Here is a 23,435-nt window from a genome sequence, read left to right on the forward strand (position 1 = left end):
CATAGGGGTGTGCAATCTTTCTTTTTTGTAATTTCGTTATCCCCTCACGATATTCCTTCCCCGCAACGTAAAGCTGCGCAGCATGGATCTGAGAAATGAACTGTGACCTTTGCCCGATTGCTGTCGCAACCTTCGATCAAGATATCAGGCTACTTCACGCCAATGCTTCGTTCCGAACCTTGTTTGGAGTGAAGGATACCGATATCATCGTTGGCCTGCCAATCTCATATTTCCTTCCGGATCTCCGCGACAACGAGGCAATCATAGAAGCTATCAGGAGAACCGGTACCTTCACAAATTTATCCCATAGTTTCCGTCGCAAAAAGAGGAAACGACGCAAAGAGTTGATTACTGTGGCGGTCCAGTTTTTTTCAAGGGACAAGGAAAGCGTTTCAGCATCCTTTATGGAAGTTGGCATACCGCTCTTCAGTAAAGAGCTGGCGGAATTCACCTTTGCCAATTCTTCTCACTGGATAGCGGAGACAGATGAAAAAGGGGTTTACACCTTTACATCCGAACACGTTCACTATCTGTTGGGAAAGAGTCCTAATTATTTCATAGGAAAGAAAATAGATGATACGATACTGCCTGAAGACCGGCCAAAAGTCAGAACGATTCTAAAAAAACATCAAAATGAGGAAACAATAGAGAGTCATTATCTCAAGCGGATGTTCGGTGCCGACGGAGAGATAAAAATCATGGCCACCACCGTGGTCTCTCTTTTCGACCGGAAAGGTACATTGAGAGGATTGCGGGAAATCAGCAAGGATATAACGGCATCCTATCGAAAGAACAAAAAGATCAAGGCCATGGAGCAGAAGATTTCCGATTTGCAGGCGGCAGTCAGGATCATCCTCAGTGAAGAGTTCAGGCAGAAGGCAATACCTCCGAAAAACATCTCTCCGCTCATGCTTGTCGTTAACGCAGTCCTTCTTAATATAGAACACGACCCGGAGGAAATCCGAAACAAGAAAATAGCCTATCTAAAGGAGTTCTTCGCAAACCCCACGCACCTGCTTAACGATAGGCTCACGAGTCTGACGAGCAGAGAACTCCAGATAGCAGGACTGATTCGCGACGGCTACACATCAAAAGAGATCGCTTCCATTATGCATATGTCTTCGCGTACCGTCGAAAATTACCGCCAGTCAATCAGGAAAAAACTTGGTATCATCCACTCTTCCGTTAGCCTAAAGGAGACTTTGGAACAAATTTTCTCGGAAAACGCTACGTAAAAATTACCCTTACCAAAGTACTCTTAGCGTATACCGTTCAATTGCAAACCATATACTCCCAGTCTACAATTTTTGTAACTATCCGAAGGTATACTTTATCTCTTTTGCCAGGGAGGGCATATGTTCAAAAACATGAAGATAGGGACAAAGCTTGTCTCCATAAGCTTTGTCATTCTCGTACTGTCTCTCGGGGCGGTGGGCTACGTATCCATAAGCAAAGCAAGGGACGGGTTGCTCAATCTGGAATACGAGCAAATGAACTATCGTCTTGCGGAATTATCCGAAGCCATCGAGAACATCCTTACAACAGAACAAAAGGTTGTTATCGGTATCGGAACCAGTGCACAGATAAAGGACTGGGCCGCGACAAAAAGCAACGAAGCGATGGTCGTATTAAGTCGATATCTTCGGGAAATTGTAGACGACCATGATCTTGGCGGAAATTATCAATCGCTCTTTGTGACGGACGAAAAGGGAACTGCAGTGGCCTCCTCCGATGACGACGCCATTGGTCTCCAGCTGAGGGAAAGAGATTATTTCAAGAAGGCAAAGGAGGGTTCCGCTGCCTTTGGCCAGGTCATAGAGAATGTAATGACAAACGCTCCGGTCATACCCATTAGCGTTCCTCTCTACACAGATGGAGAGTTCAGGGGTGCTCTGGTTGCATTGGTAGACCTGTCGGTGTTGAAAGAGATGACGCTGGATGCCAAGATAGGTGAGACCGGATACGCCTTTATAACAGACTCCGAAGGAGTTATCATTGCCCATCCCGAGGAGAGCATCGTTTTTTCGACAAATGTGAGGGAACTTGCCGGCATGGAGCAAATCGCCGGAGAAATGGCGAACGGCGAAAGCGGCATCGATGAGTATTCTTTCGAAGGCGAGACAAAAACCGCCGGTTTTACTCCCATCAAACTTACCAATTGGTCCATAGCCCTGACCTTATCGAACGAGGAATTTCTCGCTCCGGTAGCCACCGTTACAAGGGCGATCATCATCATTGCGGCAGTCTCCTTGCTTATCGCCTTCTTCGCCTTTTTCTTCTTTTCCCGAAGCCTCACCAAACCGATCAACCAGGGGGTCGGCTTTGCCGATCAGATTGCAAGCGGCCAACTCGACGCACAATTGCATAATCGAAACAATGACGAGATAGGCAGGCTTGTAGGGGCCTTAACAAAGATGAAGGAGAATCTGATTCATACCATCTCGCAGGTCAAGCTATCCACATCGCAAGTATCTACGGGAAGTCAGCAGCTCAGCAGTACAGCCGAGCAACTTTCTCAAGGGGCCACGGAACAGGCCGCATCGGTAGAGGAGGTTTCCTCCTCTATGGAGGAGATGAGCGCAAACATCAGTCAGAATGCCGATAATGCGATGCAGACGGAAAAGATTGCAATCCAGGCCGCATCGGATGCGGAAGCGAGCGGGAATGCCGTTATGGAGGCGGTAAACGCCCTCAACCAGATTGCCGAAAAAATCACCATTATCGAAGAGATAGCGCGGCAGACAAACATGCTTTCGCTAAACGCTTCCATCGAAGCCGCAAGGGCGGGAGAGCACGGAAAGGGATTTGCCGTGGTCGCCGCAGAGGTAGGAAAACTTGCGGCAAGGAGCAAGAGTGCCGCCGGGGAAATAGGGAACCTCTCGACATCTTCGGTCGCGGTCGCCGACAAGGCACAGCAAATGCTGACAAAACTGGTACCCAATATTCATAAGACGGCCGAATTGGTCCAGGAGATCAGCGCGGCCAGCAGGGAACAGAGTAAGGGTGCGGAACAGATCAATGTGGCGATCAGTCAACTCGATGAGGTTATTCAGCAAAATGCCTCGGCTTCCGAAGAGATGGCATCGGTTGCCACCGAACTGAACAACCAGGCCCAGGAGCTGCAGAGGGCGATAGACTACTTTGTCATTGACGAACGTGAAAATACGAAGCGGGAGTACCCGATAGCAGTGGAGGCCCCCCGACAGGTCCCCAAACAGGCAATCAAGCACATAACGCGAAAAAATCCGGAAATGGAGACCGCCATCACACTTTCATCCAAGATCGATTCAGATGACTTTGAGCAGTTTTAAAAGGAGTGGAATATGAGTGAAGAACCTATCACCAGAACCTTTCTTACCTTCTCTCTGGCAGATGAGTCGTATGCAATCGATATTCACTGGGTGAGGGAGGTCCTTGCCTACCAAAAGGTGACACGGGTCCCCAGGGCGCCTGATATTCTTTCGGGAGTTATCAATATCCGGGGGAAAGTGATCCCTGTTATCGACCTAAGGCAAAACCTCCGGTTAGGCGAAAGTAAAACTCCCGGACAAAGTACATCGATCATTGTGCTTGAGATTAATCTCGAGGAAACCCTTTCCATGGGGATTATTGTAGACGATGTTCATGAGGTCATCGAAATTGAGAATGCCCAGATCCAGTCGACACAAAACATCCGCAACTTTCAGGACACAATGGTGGTCAAGGAGATAGCAAAGGAAGATGATAATCTCATTATGATTCTCGATCTTGAAGGCTTACTCGACCGCGATAGTCTCACCGTCATTGCCGGTTATGAAAATGAAAGCCATAGGGAATCCGGCCATTTAACGGGAAGCACCGCATCGGTATAAAAGCGGATACCTACGTTCTCATTCGCCGGGGAGCAGGCTGCCGATCTTCATGATCCGGGCAACCCGCTCTCCGGTCTCAACGAGTAATTCACGGCTTCGAGCCATTGCCTCCGTGAGTGGCATCGCCTTATTTACCGTGCTGATGACGGCATCGATACCAACATCGTACACCGCTTCGAAACCTTCACCGATGTCTCCGACCACTGCGACAACCGGGATGGGCCCACTCTTCTTGCTCCATGAGGCAACACCGGCGGGGACCTTTCCGAAAACGGTCTGCCGGTCGAGCTTTCCTTCACCGGTAAGGACAAGATCGGCATCTTTAACCAGTTCATCGAAACGCAAGATGGAGAGCACCGCATCGATACCTGTTTGGAGTTCCGCATCAAGAAAGCCGACTAAGCCGCCGCCGAGTCCTCCCGCCGCTCCGCTACCGGGAAGTTCCGCAATAGAGGGGCCAAGGTCCCGCTCGATGATCTCGGCACAGTGTGCCAATGCTGCATCAAGCTCTTTCACCATCGCTTCGGTGGCTCCCTTTTGCGGACCATAGGTTCTCGAGGCCCCTTTGGGACCGCAAAGAGGATTATTGACATCGCAGGCAACGGTAACCTGAAGATCGGCAATACGGGGATCCGCCTTCGAGGCGTCGATGCGGTCGAGGGCGGAGAGAGCTCCCCCTCCAAAGGGAAGTTCCTTCCCTGCTTTGTCTAAAAACGAAAAACCAAGGGCCTGGGCCATGCCGACCCCACAGTCGTTTGTCGCACTTCCTCCGATTCCGATGAAAAGTTCACGACATCCGGCATCAAGAGCAGCCTTAATGACCTCTCCTGTCCCATAGGTGGTGCTTAACATCGGGTTTCGCTCCTGTTCGTCTACAAGGGGAAGTCCCGATGCCTCCGCCATTTCTATTACCGCCCGACCGCCAGGAAGTAAACCGAATCGGGCATCCACGTTCTTTCCAAGAGGACCGGTAACCCTTATCGTCTTCATCGTCCCCGATGTAACCTCGAGAACCGCTTCGATAGTGCCCTCTCCCCCGTCGGCAATCGGCACGATATGGTAATCAGCCCTTGGGTAGATCCTTTTCATTCCCGAGACAATGGCCTCACACACCCTTCGGGAACTGTTACTACCCTTGAACGAATCGGTCGCAACGACAACTTTCATACGCGCTCCTTATTCTATTATCTATCGACGGTAAAAACGGTTCCGGTTTTGTTTGAAAAAAAGCCCTTACATGTTTTTGAAAAAAGGAGTTCCGCCTTCTCGCCGGTGCAGTGACACAGGCCAAGGGAGGAGATGGAAGCATCACACAGGTATTCACGTACGGCATCAAGGTGCTCATCGTCCGCTTCCACCAAATGGGCTCCGCCCAAGACGGCAAAAAGAGGGAGAGAGAAATATTGCTTCACAGCATCAAGCATGTTGCACATTCCGGGATGGGAACAGCCGAGCAAGACCACTAAACCCGAGCCGGTTTCGATAACAAGCAGGATCTCGTCGGAAAAGGTATCGGCCTTCATCCTGCCGTCGAGCTCAAGGGCAAAACGTTCGGGAATCTTCTCTTCTGCATGGATACGAGGGAAACGGCTCACGGCATGGATTCCCGGCACGATTTCCGTAACAGCCCTGTCGATGACAGTATGCGAGATATCGTGCTGCCGAATATATTCGGGACCAAAATCACAACCGAGAAACCGGGGGACCTGCTGCCGGACATCGTATTTCGCGTGGAAAAACCCCGCGCCTGTCCAGAGGTGAAATGAATTGGTCAGTGTACAAAGAGAGCGAAAACCTCCGGCATGGTCATAGTGACCGTGGCTTAAAAGCACATGGTCAAGCTTCCGCACATTTATCCGCAAGGCGTCGGCATTGTCAAGAAACAGACCGGATTGTCCGGTATCAAAAAGCAGCGTTCTTCCCTGATACTCTATATAAAAGGAGAGCCCGTGCTCATGTCGTAATTCCTTCCGAACACCTTCCCTGTCTTCCACTAATGTCGTTATCCGTAATGCCATCATCTGTATTGTCTGCATAATTATTTTTGACGTCAAGCCATGGCAATAAAAAAGGCCTGCGGATTACCGCAGGCCGATGACGGACGTTCGTATCACACTATTTCGAGCAAACGACATCCCGCATTCCGTCCGTTGAAAGGGCATATGCACGACGCTTTAGTTCCTCAGTGTTATAATCCTCGGCGGGATTATCGCCGAACAGTCCCAGGCGAAACATGGTTTCGGCATTCAAGACGGCCGCGCCGGCAGCCCCCCTTACGGTATTGTGTCCCATGATGACCATACGGTAGTCGAGTACATTGCAGGGACGAAGGCGGCCTACAACGGTAGCCATTCCCTTTTCAAGCCATACATCCCGGGAAGGCTGAGGCCTGTCGGCATCATCCATCATAAGGATCGGATGGTCGGGAGCAGAGGGCAATTTGAGCTCCTGGGGCAGTCCTCGAAAACCGGCCATGACGCTTCGAAGCTCCTCAAGACTCGCCTTCTTCTTAAGAGAAAACGAGACAGTCTCGGTATGGCCGTCCACCACAGGAACCCGGTTACATTGCGCGCTGACCACAAAGTCCGCATCAACAACCTTCCCATCCGCCAGGGTGCCGAGAATCTTTTGCGATTCGATCTCCATCTTTTCCTCTTCCCCTCCGATGTAGGGGATGATATTACCGAGGATATCATACGATGCGACACCGGGATAACCGGCACCCGAGATGGCTTGCATGGTGGTAACCTGAACCGCCTCCACGCCAAAGGTCTCGTGAAGAGGGGCAAGGGCCATGGCCAGAAACATCGTTGAGCAGTTCGAATTGGTAATGATGGCACCGTCCCATTTCTGACCGGCAATAAGGCTCAGATGATCGGGATTAATCTCAGGAATGACCAGAGGGACATCCTCTTCCATCCGGTGATTTTTCGAATTGCTGATAACGACATGTCCGAGCCTGGCATACCGCTCTTCGGCAGCTCCGGCAACAGAGGAATCAAGCCCTGAAAAAAGTACGGGACTATCCAGTGTATCTTCAAGGCTTTTAACCTGCATATCGGCAATATACCCCGGAATCGGAGTGTTCTGTTTCCACGCACACGCATCGACATACCGCTTTCCTGCCGAACGCTCCGAAGCAACAAGTTCGGCAACCTCAAAATAGGGGTGATCGGTCAGCAGGGTGATAAACTTCTGCCCCACAGTTCCGGTAGCTCCAAGGATTGCAACCCTCATTTTGCTGTTCATGATCCACCTCCAAAGGGGATTTGTTATTATAATAACAAAGTGTTACTATATGCTCGTAATGTTATGATAAGGGGAGATTTGTGTCAAGTAGCCTGAATCATTAATTGAAACAATATATAGTGTCCGGAATCGTGGTGATTCCTTTACCTTTAAGCCCATGCATAAGAAGGCAGATAGCCAATCATCCACCGTAAGGACGTGGGAATGCACCTGCCCCACAGCTCCCTCCCACCACGATTTCGGACAGTAGTTTAAAAAAACGCAGCAGAGATCAGAAAAATCGCCACCCCATGGGTAACGCAGGAAGGAAGAACACCATACCGGCTACCGACTATCCCGGCAATCACCCCCTCCCACAGAACAAAAAGGAGCAGGGGTAAGGAAAGCCCCGATCCGGTCAAAGAAAGAGGCAAATACGAGAAGGCAAAAAGGATACCGGAACTCACACCGGCAAGCAGGGATGATTGATGATCTTTCAGAAAGGCAAGGAGATAACCACGGAATAAGCCCTCTTCGATGAAGGCCAGCGACAGCGACAGACATAAAAGAGGAAGAGCCATGTCTACACGGAATTCGGGCCCAATGGCCTCTGTGCCTCCTTTCGCCTGGAGGAAAAGCAGGGGAGCAGCCACACAGAATCCAGCCAAAAGGCCTACAAAAATCCCCGCACCCCGGTCGTTTGAGAAAAAACGACAACGATCACGGTTCTCCCTATCGAAGGCAAGGAACACAAGCATCGCCGCGAAAAAGAGCAGCGAAAGCAATACAAGTAACAAGGCATCATCGGTAAACAGGAAGCGAAGGACGCCGCCCTCGGTCGAAGGAAACCAAAAACCAAGGCTTGCCATGACATCACGGCAGACAACAAATCCGACTATATAAAGAACCACTCGGCCAAAAGCCGGCGGCCTGGAAAAAGCAAGGGAGAGCAGGAGCAGGAGAAAGGCAGGCCATATTCTTCCGAGGTATTCCACAAAAAGGTGAAAAGAATTCATCATAATTTTGATAATATTATTTTTCTGCCTTTGACAGAAGAGCCCTTCTGTTATATTATTCAATTAAACAATTGCTTAATTGTTCAACTATTTAATAAGGAGTCTGATATGACCGGATGTTCCGGAGAGCGAACAGATATATGCGACCAATACTGCCCAACCTGCCCTGAACGAGCAGAGTTCCTTCGGGAAAAGCTGCTGGATGTGGCGGGGCTATCCGAACTTTTTAAGGTTTTGGGCGATGAAACCCGGACACGGATCATCTATCTTCTTTCAATAAACGAACTATGCGTTTGCGATCTGTCCGATCTGCTGGAAATGAGCCTGCCCGCGGTGAGTCACCACCTTCGCCTTTTAAAGACCATGCGTCTTGTTCGGTATCGACGAGATGGAAAGCAGGTATTTTATCGCCTCGACGATGAACATGTCGAGCAGCTCATAAAGGTTGCACGCGATCACTTTGCAGAGGAGCGCTGATACATCCATGGAGAAAATCAAACACATACACCCCCACCCCGCCGCAGATGCCGGTTGTCCTACCGGAAGCTGTCCCCACTGTTCCGGACATGATCACAGTTTTGAAGAGGCTTCCCCAAAGGCGGAGGCAATACGGCTGACTATCTCCCTTATTTTCTTCGCCCTAGGGATCATATTTCGAAGCAAGCTTCAGGCAAGCCCCTACCGTATCGGTGAATATGTAATCTTTCTTATCCCATACCTTACCGTAGGGTACGGGGTCATTCTGTCGGCACTGCGAAACCTTATCAACGGTAAGCTTTTCGACGAGAATTTTCTCATGACCGTTGCAACCTTCGGGGCTATCGCCTTGGGAGAAATGCCGGAAGCGGCGGCAGTCATGCTATTCTACACCATCGGCGAGATGTTTCAGGAGAGAGCGGCCTCTTCCGCCAGGCGCTCCATTCAAGCCCTTACCGATATTCGTCCCGACACAACCTATCTTGTATCCGACAGCCAGGGGTCAGATCCGAGGAAAACCGATCCTCTTTTGGTGGAGCCGGGTTCGCTGGTTCTTGTACGGCCGGGGGAAAGGGTCCCCCTTGACGGCATCATTGTATCGGGGAATTCTTTTTTCGATACCTCGGCACTGACCGGTGAATCGGTTCCGGTCAGAGTGGAGCCCGGCAGCCAGGCACTTGCCGGTTCGGTAAACGGACAGGGCTTGCTTATCATAGAAACCACCGCCCGCTACGGAGATTCATCCCTGGCCAGGATCATCAAGCTCGTAGAGGAGGCTGCCGAGCGTAAGGCCCCGACCGAACGCTTTATAACCCGCTTTGCAAGGGTCTACACACCTGCCGTGGTAGGAGCTGCATTGCTCATAGCCCTCCTTCCTCCCCTTTTGCTCGCCGATGCCTCCTTTGCAGAGTGGATTCGCAGGGCCCTTATCCTGCTGGTCGTATCATGCCCCTGTGCTCTGGTTATATCGATACCCCTAGGGTATTTCGGAGGAATAGGAGGCGCCTCTGCCGCAGGTATCCTGATCAAGGGAGCCAACTATCTGGAAACCCTGGCGGAACTTGATACCGTTGTATTTGATAAGACAGGGACCCTCACCGAAGGGGTATTCGAGGTATCCGGCGTCTATCCAGAGAAGGGATACAGCAGGGAAGAGCTTCTTGGCCTGGCAGCCTTTGCGGAATCCCATTCAAATCACCCGATTGCGGGAGCAATCCGCAGGGCAGCGGAAACCATTCCTTCGGAATTTCGTATCGATGCCTCACTCAACACGTTTGAAGAGATAGCGGGAAAAGGAGTCAGGGCCGAGTGGTTGGGAAAGCCCCTCCTGGCGGGTAATCAGACGTTGCTGAGGGAAAACAATATTCCTTCGCCTCCCCCCGTGGAGAAGGACAAGGGTGAGGCCGCAAGCAGCGTACTCATCGCCTACGGAGAAAACTATATAGGAACGATAGCCGTAAGCGACAGGATCCGCGAAGATGCCGCAGGGCTTGTCACTGCGCTCCACGGTAAAGGGATACGCCACACCGTTATGCTTACCGGCGACAGCGAAACAGGGGCAAAGGCTGTCGCAGAAAAACTGGGTTTGGATAGCTATTACGCAAAGCTTCTTCCTGATGAGAAACTCTCGAAGCTTGAAGAGATTATGGCCTCTCCCCGGACTTACAAGCGCACCGCTTTCGTAGGCGACGGCATCAACGACGCTCCGGTCCTCAGCAGAGCGGATGTGGGAATCGCCATGGGCGGGATAGGCTCCGATGCAGCCATCGAAGCGGCGGATGTTGTTCTCATGGATGATAAGCCGTCGAATCTTGCAACAGCAATTACCGGAGCAAAGCGAACGAGAGGGGTTGTGCTTCAGAATATCATCTTCTCGCTCGGCATCAAAGGACTTGTCATCCTGCTGGGAATCTTCGGCCTTGCGTCCATGTGGATGGCGATTTTTGCCGACGTCGGTGTGGCGCTCCTTGCCATTCTTAACTCAACCAGGGTTTTGAAGATGTTCAAAGCGTAAATGATTACCTCTTAGCCCGGTTCTATGATAGAATGCGGGCGAGGTTGTGCATGAAACCACAGAAACAGGGGGGAAAGGTGCTTCCGTCCCTCTTGATTGCCTTCCTTGCCCTCGCAGTAATAGGAATGTTCGCGGTCCATTGTGCGAGCTTGAAGAAAGAGGCAAGGACGCTGGTTCGGCTGGATACCCTTCGAGGCCTGACACAGCGGATTATCCATCTGGAGCTTTCCGGCAAGAATACCTTGCCTCTTATCGGCCAAGCGGATCTGATATTTGCCTCCGCTCCGGAGTCGGCCAGAAACGAGTGGGAAGGGCTGAAAGCGGATCTCCGCCGTTACCATACAGCAACGCAAATGGAGCAAGCTTTGATAGCGACTTCCATTACGCAATCGGGAGAACTGATCTGGCAGGAATTGGATCCCGACCGGATTCCCGGCAGCTCAATCTTGCAGGATCGGCAGGAATGGTACTGGGCGATAGTGGCGGCTGTGGGAACGGCGGCTATCCTCTTCCTGGTTCTTTTTTCACGGCATTTCACACCTTCGCAGAATTACCGCCAGCCTTTGAGAGACGAACAAACAGGATGTTACAGCCGTAACTATTTCTATACGAAGCTTCAAAGCGAGATTACCAGGGCCGAGCGCTATGGGCTTCCGCTTTCGCTTATCATCTTTGATATCGATCACTTCAGGCAGTTGAACGAAGCATACGGCCGGACGATCGGTGACGGCCTTTTAAAGCGTTTGGCCAATCTTGTCGCCTCGCTGCTTCGTGACAGCGATATCTTCGGCCGCACGGGAGGCGAGGAGTTTGCCGTCGTGGTCCCGCACACGGACGAAAACTCAACAGCCGTACTTGCGGAAAAACTCAGAGGCGCGATAGAAGGCTTTCCTTTCGATCTTCCGATGAAGGTCACCTGTAGTTTTGGTATCACATCGTTCAAAAAGGGAGAGAGTTGGCAAGATTTCTTCTCACGGGCCGATGAGGGGCTCCTCCTTGCAAAACAAGAGGGGCGCAACAGAGTCTCCATAGCAGTATAACCGGCCGTTGAAGCAACCGCGCCTTTTTTTGCGTGTAGGTTGTGTCATGAAAGTCGAAGAATCACGAATACCGATCATGTCTCTTCCCGCGGAAGAGCGGCCTCGGGAACGGCTTAGCGCCTTCGGGCCGTCGACCCTCTCCGATAAAGAACTCCTTACCATTATCCTCGGTTCCGGGATCAAGGGAAACGATGTGGGGCACCTTGCCTCGGCCCTGTTGAAGCTACTTGATACCAGCGATCTGCATTGTACCGTAGACCAAATCAGAACGATACCCGGTATTGGTCGAGCAAAGGCGGCTCTTGTTGCCGCAGCGCTGGAATTCTCACGGAGACGATTTGTACCGGCAAAAAATAAAATCACTTCGCCGGCTGATGTTCTCCCACTGGTCCGCCATCTTGCAGACAGGCCTCAGGAGCAATTTCTCGCCCTTTCTCTCAATGGGGCCCATGAGGTTATCAAGTTGCGGATAATCTCGGTCGGTCTGGTAAATCGGACACTGGTTCATCCCCGTGAAATCTTTGCAGGCTGTGTAAAAGATAGGGCTGCAGCCCTTATCTGTGCCCACAACCACCCATCAGGGAACCTGCAACCGAGCGCGGAGGACCACGAGGTCACCCGACGCCTCACAGCATCGGGTGAAATTCTCGGAATCCCCTTAATTGATCATATCATCTTTACACAAGAAGGCTATTATAGCTTCCTCGAGCACGACGGACTGGGCCAATAGCAGCCGGCCCCTGCATCTGTCGTCCTGGCTTCAGAATATCAACAAGCCTGCGTGATAGGCAAGGAACCCGGCAACAAAGGAGGAAATGGTGTAGTACAGCGAACAGCAAAGGGTCCACCGAAGAGACTTTGTTTCCGAGTAGATGGTTGCAACCGTCCCGATACAGGGAATAGAGAAGAAGAAGGCGAATATGAAGGCCAATGCGGAGGCCGGAGAAATCGAAGAGACAAGGCTTCCCACCAATGCAGCCTGTTCGTAGCCGCCAGTCCCGGCGACAAAGAGGGTGGTGATCGATGCAACCCCTCCGCTTATTCCATACAATACGGCAAGAACGGAAAGGGAGGCCTCTTTGGCCGCTACCGCAGCCACCAGGGCTATGAAGAGCTTCCAGTCAAGCCCCATCAGTGAGGAGACGGGATCGAAGAATCTGCCGATCGAGGCGAGGAGGCTATTCTCCATGTTTCCATCCGGTTGATAGGAAAGGGCCCAGACCAGCAGCGAGATCAGGGCGATGAGGGTGACCGCACGCTTTACGAAGCCTTTGACCTGACTCCATACATAGGACCAAATGGTCCTCCAGTTGGGTCGGTGATAGGGAGGCAGCTCCATGATCAATCCTGTGTGCTCTCCCTTGAGAAGAAATTTTCGCAGTAAGGCGGAGCTTCCCGAAAGGTGAAGTAACATGACGGCAAGAAGAGCAAAGATCACCAAAGGCATGTTGGTGCCGAAAAAGATTGTGCCCATAAAACTAACGACTCCCCACAGGGCCATACAGGGAACGATGGAGACCATGACCAGAGTCGTCATCCTCTGCTGCCAGGAGTCCACAACCCGACAACCGGTAACCCCGGCAATATTGCAGCCGAAACTCATCATGAGCGGCATAAAGGATTTGCCGTGAAGGCCGATCTTATTCATCCAGCTGTCGAAAACATACGCAAGACGTGCAAGATAGCCGACATCTTCCATGATGCCGAAAACAAGATAGACGCCGAAGATATAGGCAAGCATCATAACCGCTATGCCGATTCCGGGGACCAGACCATCGACGAAAAGCGATCCTATCCAGGCGGGAGCGGGAGCAAAAAGTGCCTTCAGCCCCGCAAGCAAGGGGGGAAGCGCTCCCTGCACCACTCCCATAATCGGTATGGCCACCATCATAGCTGCTGCAAAGGCAATAACCATGATACCGAGAGCGACAAACTTTCCCCATACAGGATGAGTGGCCGCCCGATCGAAACCTCTTTTTCGAAGGCCCCTTTTTCCATCCGGCGAAATCCCCTTGAGGGAGGCAGAGATGGCTCTCTGTATTCGGCTATATCGGCCTCCGGCGATTCGGAGGGCCCCATCCGGAATGGTTTCGATGATCGTAATCAGCTGTTTCCACTCACCATCGGATAAAAGCCGGCGGGTGAGGGCCCTGGCCTCCTGATCACCCTCGATAAGCTTTACAGCAAGCCACTGGAGCGAATAGGGCTCAAGATCCTTTTGGGCCAGAAGCTTAGATATGTTCTCATATGCCACAAGGCAAAGCGTATCATCGGTAAAAGTATCGGGAGGCGGGGGCTCGGAGAGGGCTGTCTCGGCTATGGCATCCATAAGCTCGTCAAATCCTATTCCCTTTGAAGCAGTCATGGAAACCACGGGGACCCGAAGCTCCGCGGCAAGATGCGAGGTATCGATCTGTTTGCCTTGCCGTTCGGCAACATCCGTCATGTTCAAGGCAAGGACAACGGAAACAGGAAGGAGTCTGATCTCTCCCAAAAGGTAGAGACTCCGTTCGAGCTGGGATGCATCTGCCATCACCACGACAACGTCGGGTTCCTCTTTTATGAGAAAGTCCCTTGCAATGGTCTCCTCCAGGGAGTTTGCCGTCAAGCTGTAGGTACCGGGCAAGTCGACGATATTGTAGTCACTTCCGTTATGGCGAAAACCTCCGCTCTTCTGTTCCACGGTCTTGCCCGGCCAATTTCCCACATGCTGGCGTGCACCGGTAAGCCGGTTAAAAACCGTCGACTTTCCCGTATTCGGCTGGCCGGCAAGGGCAATGGTCAGACTTCTCGTTCTCTGAGCCGTATCCATCTATAGAACCTCTCTAACGGTGATTTTCGCGGCTTCGCCCCGGCCTAGGGCGACCTCGCTGTCCCGCAACCAAACAAGCACAGGGCCTCTGCCCCGCCTTGAAACCATTGTCACAACCGTATCCGGGGTGAAGCCGATAGCCGAGACCCGGCTTATAAAGCCATTCCCCCCTTGCAGGCTGTCAATCACGCCACGGCATCCCGCGGATAAGCGATCCAGGGTACACATCTTTCAACCTCCATTATCTAACTATCTTTATTAGCCTATGCTACTAAGCGCAAAAAAAAATCTCCTTAGCCTTTACCGAGAGCCCCTTGTCCAAGGAAAGAAAGGCTCCAGATCCTCGGCCCCTGCGTCGCCCCTGCATGTGGCACAGAACGGGGGCAGGCCCCTGATCTGCAGCAGGAGGCGCATGAAACTGCTTCACCAGGGGCAGAAAAATTCATCATTTTCAGGTATCCCCGTCGGCATAATTCATCGATAAGGTATGCGGCAAAATCAGCGTCGATCGAAAGGCGATCGGCAGCATCTTTCACAGAACAGAGTCGCCCCTCGGAAAAGAGAGCCAGGACCTCCAAAAAGAGGTTATTGTCCCGCATAATGGGGCCTCTTCAGCAGCTTTAGTTCACTACGCACCAAAATCATCCCGAAAAGAACGACACAGAGATCGCCAAGGGGATAGGAAAGCCACAAGCCGATCTCGCCGAACATATAAGGAAGCAGCAATGCCAGTGGAATAAAAAAGAACAGTTGGCGTCCCAGAGTCAGCAACGCACCCTTTCCCGCCTTCCCCAGTGCCATAAAAAGCATGATAAATACGGCAATCAGACCGTAAAAAAGAAAGCTGGAGAGAAAAAGCCGAAACTGACGGCTTCCTTCGGCAACGATTTCCCCATCGGTAATGAACCATGAGAGAATGAAGGGAGCAAAAAGCTGAAAGAAGAGCCATATACCCACAGCAATGGCGGAAGCGACCTTGCCGAAATACCAGAACGCCTCCCTTACCCTATCGAAGCGGCCGGCCCCATAATTGGCTCCCAGCACGGGCTGCAGACCGTAGGAGATTCCGAAGATCGGGATGTAAAAGAAGCTCATGATCCGAAAGGCGGTACTCATGACGATGTTACTGTTTATGCTGTAGGAAGAACTGAGGGAAAGCAGGATGGAGAGCTGAATGGCTACCGCAAGGGACATGATCATCCCGGAGAATCCCACCCTGATGATTTCGGGCATAAGCGGCCAGTTGATTCGAAAACTCTTCCTGCTAAGATTGATACTGCTTTGTTTCGATCTGAAGTGGGCAAAATCCCCAAGCAGAAAGAGGCTTTGCCCGATGATGGTAGCAAGGGCGGCCCCCTCCATTCCCATGCCCAAAACCTTGATGAAAATGGGGTCGAGGATGATGTTGGTAATGGTGCCCAAAGCCATGATTTTCATGGCAGTCTTCATCTGCCCCTCGGCTCGTATCAAAAAATTCAGGGCGGGGCCCACTGCACCGAAGACAAAGCCCAGCGATAAGAGCCTGAGGTAATCGATTCCAAGACTGAGGATCTCTTCCCTGGCGCCAAGGGCGAACAAAATCCCCGGCGCAAAGGAAAAGGTGATCGCGGTCAGCACAAGCGAGCAGAGGGCCACAGGCCAGAAGACATTTCCCAAAAGGGCGTCCATGGTTTTCTGGTCTCCAGCTCCCATGGCGCGGGAAAAGAGGGAGGAGGCACCGGTTGCAAAGAGGCTCAGTATTGCCTGGTTGACAAGAATGACGGCGTAGCCCATGGCAACCGCCGATACCGCAGCCGGCCCAACAAACTGGCCCACAAAGATGCTGTCCACCAGATTGTAGAGTCCGATAACGATCATTCCCGCCATCCCGGGAAGGGCCAGAGAAACAAAAAGTTTGCCCATGCTTTGATTTAGAAGCATCTCTCGTTTGTCGTTCATCGTTTTCTATCTCCCTTATACCGAGGCAGTTTCCAACTGTCCCAGCTTCCAGCCGATTGATTTCTCGCGCATACCGATAAAGTCGGCGTAAAGGCCGCCCTCCGCCATAAGGCGGTCGTGGGTCCCCTGCTGGATCATCCTGCCGCCCGAAAGCACCCATATCTGATCCGCATTGCGGACCGTTTTCAGACGATGGGCGATCATGATGACCGTCTTATTCTTTGTCAGCTCCGTCATTGCCGCCTGGAGTTTACTTTCGTTCTCGGGATCGACGTTGGCGGTGGCTTCGTCGAGAATGATGATAGGAGCATCCTTTAATATGGCCCGGGCGATGGATATTCGCTGCTTTTCCCCACCGGATATGGTGGCTCCGGCCTCACCGACCACCGTATCGTAGCCGTCGGGAAGGGCCATGATGAAATCATCGCAACACGCTTTTCGCGCCGCTTCCCGGACCTCCGACATGGTCGCATCCGGATTCCCGAATTTTATGTTGTTTGCGATGGTATCGTTAAAAAGGTAGACCCGCTGAAAAACCATACTGAAATTGGCGAGCAGGGTATCGAGGGTATAGTCCTTTATATTTCTTCCGCCGAGGGTGATGGCCCCCTCATCCACATCCCAGAAACGGGTGATGAGATTGCAGAGGGTTGTTTTTCCTCCGCCGGATGGGCCGACGATGGCAACACTGCTGCCCTGAGGAATCTCAAAGCTTACGTTGTCGATGATCCTCTTTCGATCGTAGGAGAAACTTATCCCCTCTCCCCGGATAGCAAAATCCCGGGGCACGATGCTCCTGCCCGCTTCATCCATCAGGGAAATTCCCTTGATCGCTTCGACACGTTTAATGGACAAATCAACGGTCCGCAGCAGGGCGGACATGCTGCCGGCGGTTTCGAGTTGGCTGTAGATGAGAAAGGCGGAAACAAGCATCATAAGGGTAACGGAAAGCTCCATTGTTCCGTTAAGAAAGAAGAAAATTGCGCCTGCCACAATTCCCACACTTGCAAGCTTCAGGATAAGAGACTGGAGAAACATGAAAGGGATAAAGGCGAGCTCCAGTCCGATATTTTGCTTCTCACATTCGGCGATGGCCCGGTCTATGGTTTTGCTGGCCTCTCTTGCAAGGTTAAAGGAACGAACAACGCCGATCCCCTGGACATATTCGAGGACCGCTCCGACAAGAGCGCTCTGGGCGGCAACACGGGCAGGGCTTATCGCTTCCGCCTTACGCTGCATGAGGAGATTGACCAGGAGGAAAAAGAGGATTCCCACGATGACGATCAGCCCCATACGCCAGTCAAAGGCCGTTATCATGATGGTGATGACGGCAGCATGAATAAAGCCGTGGATCGTCTTATCGAGGACCCTCGGTGCAATATCCTGGATATCCTCCATGGTGCTGGTCACCGTTGCCGTTATGGAACCGAGACTGTTGCTGTTGAAATACCCCATAGGCATGTACTTCATACGATCCCCGATTTCCGTACGCTTGTCTGCGCAGAGATGGAAACTGCCCCGGGCATCGGCCATGGTGGAGGCATCCTTTGTAACAATCCCGCCGACCATGCTGACGAACATGATCGCAAAGGAGGTCCAGGCGGTGGAGCTGGTTACCGCATCATTGATAATCGCCATCAACACGATGTAGAGAGCACCGATCTGAAAGGCGTGAAATATCGAATTGAGAAAGGCATACAGGATTCCAAGTTGCAACCTTTTGCGGTGGTCCCCGGCAAAGGCAAAAAAGTGCTTGATGATGCTAAACATGTGCGGCCTCCTCGTATACGTTGTCCTTTACGTTATCCTTGGCGCTGATATGTGCCTGCCACATGCTCCGGTAAAGGGGGCTTGAGGCAAGGAGCTCTTCATGTCGTCCCCAATCTGCAACCCGTCCCCGATCGATGACGATAATCTGGTCGGAATCGGTTATGGTGGAGAGTCGGTGAGCAATAACGATAAGGGTCTTTCCCTCCACCAGCTTTGCGATGGCGGACTGAATCACCGACTCATTTTCCGGGTCGGTATAGGCCGTGGCTTCATCAAGAATGACGATAGGTGCATCTTTCAGCATGGCGCGGGCAATGGCAATCCGCTGGCGTTCACCGCCGGATAGGTGTCCCCCTGCCCCTCCTGCGACGGTATCGTAGCCGTGTTCGAGGGAGAGGATAAAATCATGACAACCGGCGGATTGGGCCACCGCCTTTACCGCATCGTCGGAGGCCTTTGGGTTACCCATGCGGATATTCTCCAGGACCGTCTCGTCGAAAAGGTAGGTGTCCTGGGCGACATAAGCGATCATATCGTTCAGTTGCTCGCTTGGAATATTCTTCACATCTACGCCGCCGATTGAAACGCTCCCGCCGTCAACATCCCAGAATGAGGCTATCAGCTTGGCAATGGTGCTTTTCCCGCCGCCGGATGGGCCGACAAGGGCCGTAACACTGAAGGCGGGGATGGATAAGGAGACATTGTGGAGTATCTCTATCTTGTCGTAGGAGAACGAAAGATTGTGAAGCTTGATATCAAGGCCCTGGGGCTTTGCCGGTACCCGGGGTCTGATAAGCTCCTTTTCATCCAGCAGCGATCCGATATCTCCCATGATAGTCCCGATCTTTGCGATATCGTCTGTGTAGTAGAGAGCCGAAAGCAAGGGAGCGACGATACCAAGGGCAAGGATCATCACGGTAATAAAGACCGGGGCGGAAAGGCTTCCGTTCATGTAAAAAACACAGCCCAGCGGCAGGACACCGATCAGGACAGAGGGCCAGATACCGATTCCCATGGCAAAGTAGATCTGGACCTCCTTCATCCAGGAAAGGCCGTACTCCGCATTCTCCCTAACAGCCTTGGAAAACTTGGCATAAGAGCTTGCCGACTGGCCGAAGGCCTTGATGACCTCTATGCCGTTGATATACTCCACGGCTGTGGCATTCATGTGCTTACTGACCCCGACATACTTCCCGAACTTTGTCTCATAATCCTTCATCATCCCCATGTAGCAGAGGGCTCCGATCGGCAGGGTTATCAGGGAGATCAACGCCATACGCCAGTCGAGAACAAAAAGGTAACAGACAATGCAAAGAGGAATCAGCAGATTTGATGTCATCTCCGGAAGAACATGGGCCAGGGCCGGTTCGATACTGTCGACCTTTTCCACCATGCTGTTTTTTATCTTTCCCGAGGGGGTATTGAGTACATACCCCATGGGGACCCTTGTAAGTTTCTCGGCGATTCTGTACCGAAGCTCCGAAATCACGGCAAAGGTCGCCTTGTGAGACAAGGTCGTGGAAATACTGTGGAATAACGACTTCGCAAGATATCCTAAAGCGGCGACGGCGCACCAGGAAAGGTAAAAAGCGAAGCTCCTTTGCCCCTCGATCAGTTTGATGATGATGTGCGAGACGGCGATGTAGGGGACCATGGTTCCCGCCACCCCAAGTATCGCAAAGACGACCGAGGCAATGTAGCTTCCTCTATGACCGGCCGCCAACTCCTTTAAGCGGGAAAACCCGCTTTGCATCTGTTTTTCTCCCATATCGTATGCTTCTCCTGTGGTAAAACGTATAAAAGCCTCTATAAGCCAAGCAATCGGTCCCAACCCGCTTCATAAAACTCCATGAGGCAGGCTACATACTCCTTGGCTTTTTCCTTATTCATGTCGTGAACAACGATCTCAAAAAAACCCGAGAAAAGTGCACTCGCCAGAATATGGATGAGTTCGTCATCCATGGGACGCACCTTCTTTCCCATCTCTTCCATGATTTCGAAAAAGTTATAGGAGGAGCGTACCTCGATCTCCACCATCTGCTCGATGAATGCCGCATATCGGGTGCCGGTAGAACAGCAGACGACAAGCTTAAAGGCATCGTAATATTCGTAGATATGGTCGATCATCCATTCGAGGCACGCTTCCGAAATCTCATGCATGACGCTCAATTGTTGCTGCGGGGAACGTGAAGCAAATTCGTCTTGTACACGCCTGTACTCGCCCAGAAGCATTTGGACCGGTTCGGCAACGAGGGCATTAAAAAGGGCCTCTTTGTTTTCATAATAGAGATAGATGGCTCCGGTCGTGACACCCGCATTTTTTGCTATGGTCCGCAGAGAAGCATGCACAAAGCCCTTTTCCAAAAACTCTTCCTTGCCGGAAACCAGAATTCTCTGCCGTGTAACGGTATCATCCTGTTTCATTAGCGCCCTCTCAACATAACAGTGTTATTTCACGCTGTTTATATCACTCCCCATAAATAGTGTCAACTAATTATGATAGCTTAACAGAATTCAGGTAATCAAGTGTTCTCTCCGTAAGAGGTTCGATGCAAGAGAACATGTGGCAGCAATTGTCAATCATATTTGGGATCATATTCCCCTGGTCGATACCAGGATCAAGCGCTATAATACTGTGTTTATTCAACACCCACACCTATAGGAGCTTTTTGGTATTATGGAAGCATTACAGAAAAAATACGGTTTCTGGACGGCTACCTCCATGGTAGTAGGAATCGTAATTGGATCGGGGGTCTTTTTTAAGGCAGACGACGTTTTGAAGGCATCGGGAGGAAGACTTCCGATTGCACTGCTGGCCTGGTTGATAGGCGGTACGATCATGGTCGTTACCAGCTATGTCTTTTCGAAGATGGCGACTCGGATCGAGAAGGTCAACGGCGTTGTCGATTACTTTGAGGCCGCTTACGGGAAAAAGGCCGGCTACCTGGTTGCCTGGTTCATGACCTTTATCTATTATCCAACCCTCGTCTCTGTCCTTGCCTGGGTCTCGGCAAACTATACGGTAGGGCTGCTCGGTTTGCCCCAGCTGCTGTGGCCCCTTTCCGCCGTCTATCTGGTTCTCTTTTTCCTGTTGAACATTTTTTCTCCTGTCCTTGCAGGCAAGTGGCAGGTTTCGGCAACCATCATCAAATTAATTCCCCTTGGACTGGTGGCAATCGTGGGAATCATCGGCGGGCTTGTTACGGGGCAGACTATCCAGAGCTTTACCGTTAGCGCTCAGAACATTTCGGGAGGAGGGCTTGCCGTAGCAACCCTTGCGACGGCCTTCGCCTATGAGGGCTGGATCATCGCTACATCCATCAATGCCGAGCTTAAAGATGCAAAAAAGAATCTTCCAAAGGCCCTTGTAGTGGGGGCTTCGGTCGTAGTTCTTGTTTACATGCTTTACTACCTCGGCATCAGCGGCTTTCTTTCCAACGATCAGGTTATGGCAGCCGGTGACGCAGCTCCGGTCCAGGTAATTTCACTGGTATTCGGTCGTCTCGGAGGAACTCTGCTGACCGTGTTTGTCGTCATCTCCTGCTTAGGTACCCTCAACGGCTTGGTAATGGGTTCGGTACGGGGGATGTTTTCCATTGCGAGCAGGGACCTCGGCCCGACACCCCATATCTTCAAGAAGGTCAGCGAAAAACGCGACAGCATGGTTAACTCCGGCATTGCAGGTCTGGTCCTCTCTGCCATCTGGCTGATGGTATGGTACGGTAATTTTCACAACTGGTGGGGCGGGTTCATGGACATCTCAGAACTGCCTATCGCCTTCCTTTACGTGATCTACCTTGCGATCTATTTTTGGATGATGAAAACCTTTACTGACCTTCCTTTCGGAAGCAGGGTCATAGCCCCGCTCCTTGCCGCCGCAGGATCTCTCTATATTATTTTCGGGGCGGTGCAAAAAGATATGTTCTTTCAGTTTTTTATCATCACTCTGATCGTCGTTGCGGCAAGCGTTCCTTTCCTCGTTAGGAAAAAGTACAGTCTGCCGGCATAGAGATTCCTCGGATGTCCATGAGGGAAGCACTGCGGGAAAGAGAAAAAGAGCTCGATAGTCTCTATCGCATAGCTCATCTCCTGGCCGGATACAGGGGAAGCGAAACAACGCTTCTTGCCGAATCGGGGACGATTCTGCGCTCTGCGATGAGTCGTCCCGATAACTGCAAGGTAGAATGTTCGATTCGTACCATCGGAGACCAGCCGCAAAAAGAGCAAAATCTTCTCTTTTCCGCATCTGCTTCCCTCTCCGAGGTTGAAGAGCTTTTTCTTGTTCTTACCGCAACCGCAGGGGAGATGGATCTCCTAGAACGTGAAAAATCACTCTTGTCCTCGGCGGTAAAATTGATCGCCGAGGCTCTTTGTCGTCTCCGCCTTGAGGCGAAAATCAACGCAAAGAATCAGGCCCTTGCGGAATTAATCGAACACCTTCGCAACTCGGAACAGGAGCAGGGAAAGGCTATACGCCGGCACCTGTATACCGCTATTTTTCCGATGCTGGAAAGGGTGCGGGCCCTTCTCGACGAAGATGATAAACGGAAACTTGATCTCGTAGCTTCCGGGCTGGAAGCCATATGCAAACCCTCAAGCCTGCCGAACATGGTCTCGATGCCTCTTACCCCAAGGGAGCTGGAAATTTGCAATATGGTACGATCGGGCCTTACCAGCAAAACCATCGCGGATTCCCTCAATATCTGCACCGAAACCGTGGAACGCCATCGCTGTTCAATCCGCAAAAAAATCGGTATTGCCGGAAGCGGTGAAAATCTTCAGCACTACCTCCTTACCCTGTAGAAAACATGTAGATTCGATGGATGGTTAATGTCGATATCCCCCTCCTCGCGGAAAGGCTATAGTTACTATCCTATCGGAGGTTACAGGTATGACAGAAAAACGTATCGTACTTTCACGCCGTGAATACGAAAAACTGTGGAACATAATAGAAGCGATGAGAAGTTCCAACAGGCTGAGAGAACCCTATTTGCGCCATCTGTATGATGAACTGCAGGCTGCCGTGGTTTTGGATGAGGGGGTCCTGCCCGCCGGGACCGTTACGCTCTATGCAGAAGTGGCGTATACGAACCTTTCGACAGGTTCAAGGCATCAGGCTTCGATCGTCTTCCCTGCAGACCAGAATCACGATGAAAAGCGCTATTCGATCTTTACCCCCCTCGGAGCAGCGCTCATCGGGGAGTCGGAACACAACAGAACCATCTGTTATGCCCCGGCAGGGGATATCCCCCTACGCATAGACGCCATTACCCCTCCTGTACACTGAAC

Annotated in this window: 21 protein-coding genes; 10 read left to right on the forward strand and 11 right to left on the reverse strand. The window is 51.6% G+C overall.

The annotated features are described in order from the left end of the window. Nucleotides 1-95 precede the first annotated feature (95 nt). The 3 genes from SPIRS_RS17555 to SPIRS_RS17565 all read left to right on the forward strand — a co-directional run bounded on the left by SPIRS_RS17555 (nucleotide 96) and on the right by SPIRS_RS17565 (nucleotide 3,851). On the forward strand, nucleotides 96-1,235 hold the full coding sequence (locus SPIRS_RS17555) for a PAS domain-containing protein (protein ID WP_013256026.1): 1,140 nt from the start codon (nucleotides 96-98) through the stop codon (nucleotides 1,233-1,235). Nucleotides 1,236-1,355: 120 nt separating this feature from the next. After that, on the forward strand, nucleotides 1,356-3,311 hold the full coding sequence (locus SPIRS_RS17560; RefSeq protein ID WP_013256027.1) for a methyl-accepting chemotaxis protein: 1,956 nt from the start codon (nucleotides 1,356-1,358) through the stop codon (nucleotides 3,309-3,311). A gap of 12 nt (nucleotides 3,312-3,323) precedes the next feature. Then, on the forward strand, nucleotides 3,324-3,851 hold the full coding sequence (locus SPIRS_RS17565; protein ID WP_013256028.1) for a chemotaxis protein CheW: 528 nt from the start codon (nucleotides 3,324-3,326) through the stop codon (nucleotides 3,849-3,851). Nucleotides 3,852-3,869: 18 nt separating this feature from the next. Here SPIRS_RS17565 and SPIRS_RS17570 read toward each other — a convergent pair whose 3' ends face one another. From SPIRS_RS17570 to SPIRS_RS17585, 4 genes are all read right to left on the reverse strand, one after another. After that, nucleotides 3,870-5,018, reverse strand: coding sequence for a glycerate kinase (locus SPIRS_RS17570; protein ID WP_013256029.1), 1,149 nt, complete (start codon nucleotides 5,016-5,018; stop codon nucleotides 3,870-3,872). A 17-nt stretch (nucleotides 5,019-5,035) separates the two neighbouring features. Next, nucleotides 5,036-5,872 (reverse strand): MBL fold metallo-hydrolase, encoded by an 837-nt coding sequence (locus SPIRS_RS17575; RefSeq protein ID WP_245537613.1) that lies wholly within the window; start codon nucleotides 5,870-5,872, stop codon nucleotides 5,036-5,038. Between the two features lie 94 nt (nucleotides 5,873-5,966). After that, nucleotides 5,967-7,100, reverse strand: a complete 1,134-nt coding sequence (asd, locus tag SPIRS_RS17580; protein ID WP_013256031.1) for an aspartate-semialdehyde dehydrogenase — start codon at nucleotides 7,098-7,100, stop codon at nucleotides 5,967-5,969. Nucleotides 7,101-7,351: 251 nt separating this feature from the next. Further along, nucleotides 7,352-8,098, reverse strand: a complete 747-nt coding sequence (locus tag SPIRS_RS17585; RefSeq protein ID WP_013256032.1) for a CPBP family glutamic-type intramembrane protease — start codon at nucleotides 8,096-8,098, stop codon at nucleotides 7,352-7,354. A 105-nt stretch (nucleotides 8,099-8,203) separates the two neighbouring features. On the opposite strand from SPIRS_RS17585, the gene SPIRS_RS17590 reads away from it, so the two are divergent. The 4 genes from SPIRS_RS17590 to radC are packed head-to-tail and all read left to right on the forward strand — an operon-like array spanning nucleotide 8,204 to nucleotide 12,356. Next, nucleotides 8,204-8,572, forward strand: coding sequence for an ArsR/SmtB family transcription factor (locus tag SPIRS_RS17590; RefSeq protein ID WP_013256033.1), 369 nt, complete (start codon nucleotides 8,204-8,206; stop codon nucleotides 8,570-8,572). Nucleotides 8,573-8,579: 7 nt separating this feature from the next. Next, on the forward strand, nucleotides 8,580-10,586 hold the full coding sequence (locus tag SPIRS_RS17595) for a heavy metal translocating P-type ATPase (protein WP_013256034.1): 2,007 nt from the start codon (nucleotides 8,580-8,582) through the stop codon (nucleotides 10,584-10,586). Nucleotides 10,587-10,636: 50 nt separating this feature from the next. Beyond that, nucleotides 10,637-11,626: a GGDEF domain-containing protein gene (locus SPIRS_RS17600; RefSeq protein ID WP_013256035.1), complete on the forward strand. Its 990-nt coding sequence runs from the start codon at nucleotides 10,637-10,639 to the stop codon at nucleotides 11,624-11,626. A gap of 46 nt (nucleotides 11,627-11,672) precedes the next feature. After that, entirely contained in the window at nucleotides 11,673-12,356 is a 684-nt protein-coding gene (gene radC / locus SPIRS_RS17605; RefSeq protein WP_013256036.1) for a RadC family protein, read from the forward strand. A gap of 30 nt (nucleotides 12,357-12,386) precedes the next feature. Here the strand turns inward: radC and feoB are convergent, their stop codons facing one another. The 7 genes from feoB to SPIRS_RS17640 all read right to left on the reverse strand — a co-directional run bounded on the left by feoB (nucleotide 12,387) and on the right by SPIRS_RS17640 (nucleotide 20,570). Beyond that, the gene (feoB, locus tag SPIRS_RS17610; RefSeq protein WP_013256037.1) at nucleotides 12,387-14,438 is read right to left on the reverse strand and encodes a ferrous iron transport protein B; all 2,052 of its coding nucleotides are present in this window, start codon (nucleotides 14,436-14,438) and stop codon (nucleotides 12,387-12,389) included. After that, on the reverse strand, nucleotides 14,439-14,666 hold the full coding sequence (locus tag SPIRS_RS17615) for a FeoA family protein (RefSeq protein ID WP_013256038.1): 228 nt from the start codon (nucleotides 14,664-14,666) through the stop codon (nucleotides 14,439-14,441). 65 nt (nucleotides 14,667-14,731) lie between these two features. Beyond that, on the reverse strand, nucleotides 14,732-15,037 hold the full coding sequence (locus SPIRS_RS17620) for a MarR family transcriptional regulator (protein WP_013256039.1): 306 nt from the start codon (nucleotides 15,035-15,037) through the stop codon (nucleotides 14,732-14,734). Next, entirely contained in the window at nucleotides 15,024-16,376 is a 1,353-nt protein-coding gene (locus tag SPIRS_RS17625; RefSeq protein WP_013256040.1) for an MATE family efflux transporter, read from the reverse strand. Before SPIRS_RS17625 ends, SPIRS_RS17620 begins: the two co-directional genes overlap by 14 nt. A gap of 15 nt (nucleotides 16,377-16,391) precedes the next feature. Next, nucleotides 16,392-18,146 (reverse strand): ABC transporter ATP-binding protein, encoded by a 1,755-nt coding sequence (locus tag SPIRS_RS17630; RefSeq protein WP_013256041.1) that lies wholly within the window; start codon nucleotides 18,144-18,146, stop codon nucleotides 16,392-16,394. Continuing rightward, nucleotides 18,139-19,914 carry an ABC transporter ATP-binding protein gene (locus SPIRS_RS17635; RefSeq protein ID WP_013256042.1) on the reverse strand — a complete coding sequence of 592 codons (1,776 nt, stop codon included), beginning with the start codon at nucleotides 19,912-19,914 and terminating at the stop codon, nucleotides 18,139-18,141. Before SPIRS_RS17635 ends, SPIRS_RS17630 begins: the two co-directional genes overlap by 8 nt. A 38-nt stretch (nucleotides 19,915-19,952) precedes the next feature. Continuing rightward, nucleotides 19,953-20,570, reverse strand: coding sequence for a TetR/AcrR family transcriptional regulator (locus SPIRS_RS17640; protein WP_013256043.1), 618 nt, complete (start codon nucleotides 20,568-20,570; stop codon nucleotides 19,953-19,955). 253 nt (nucleotides 20,571-20,823) lie between these two features. On the opposite strand from SPIRS_RS17640, the gene SPIRS_RS17645 reads away from it, so the two are divergent. The 3 genes from SPIRS_RS17645 (at nucleotide 20,824) to SPIRS_RS17655 (ending at nucleotide 23,433) form a co-directional block, all read left to right on the forward strand. Further along, nucleotides 20,824-22,155, forward strand: coding sequence for an APC family permease (locus SPIRS_RS17645; RefSeq protein WP_013256044.1), 1,332 nt, complete (start codon nucleotides 20,824-20,826; stop codon nucleotides 22,153-22,155). A 17-nt stretch (nucleotides 22,156-22,172) separates the two neighbouring features. Further along, nucleotides 22,173-22,949, forward strand: a complete 777-nt coding sequence (locus SPIRS_RS17650) for a helix-turn-helix transcriptional regulator (protein WP_013256045.1) — start codon at nucleotides 22,173-22,175, stop codon at nucleotides 22,947-22,949. Between the two features lie 88 nt (nucleotides 22,950-23,037). Further along, nucleotides 23,038-23,433, forward strand: a complete 396-nt coding sequence (locus SPIRS_RS17655; protein WP_013256046.1) for a GreA/GreB family elongation factor — start codon at nucleotides 23,038-23,040, stop codon at nucleotides 23,431-23,433. Nucleotides 23,434-23,435: the final 2 nt, after the last annotated feature.

The organism is Sediminispirochaeta smaragdinae DSM 11293, assembly GCF_000143985.1.
GTDB lineage: Bacteria > Spirochaetota > Spirochaetia > DSM-16054 > Sediminispirochaetaceae > Sediminispirochaeta > Sediminispirochaeta smaragdinae.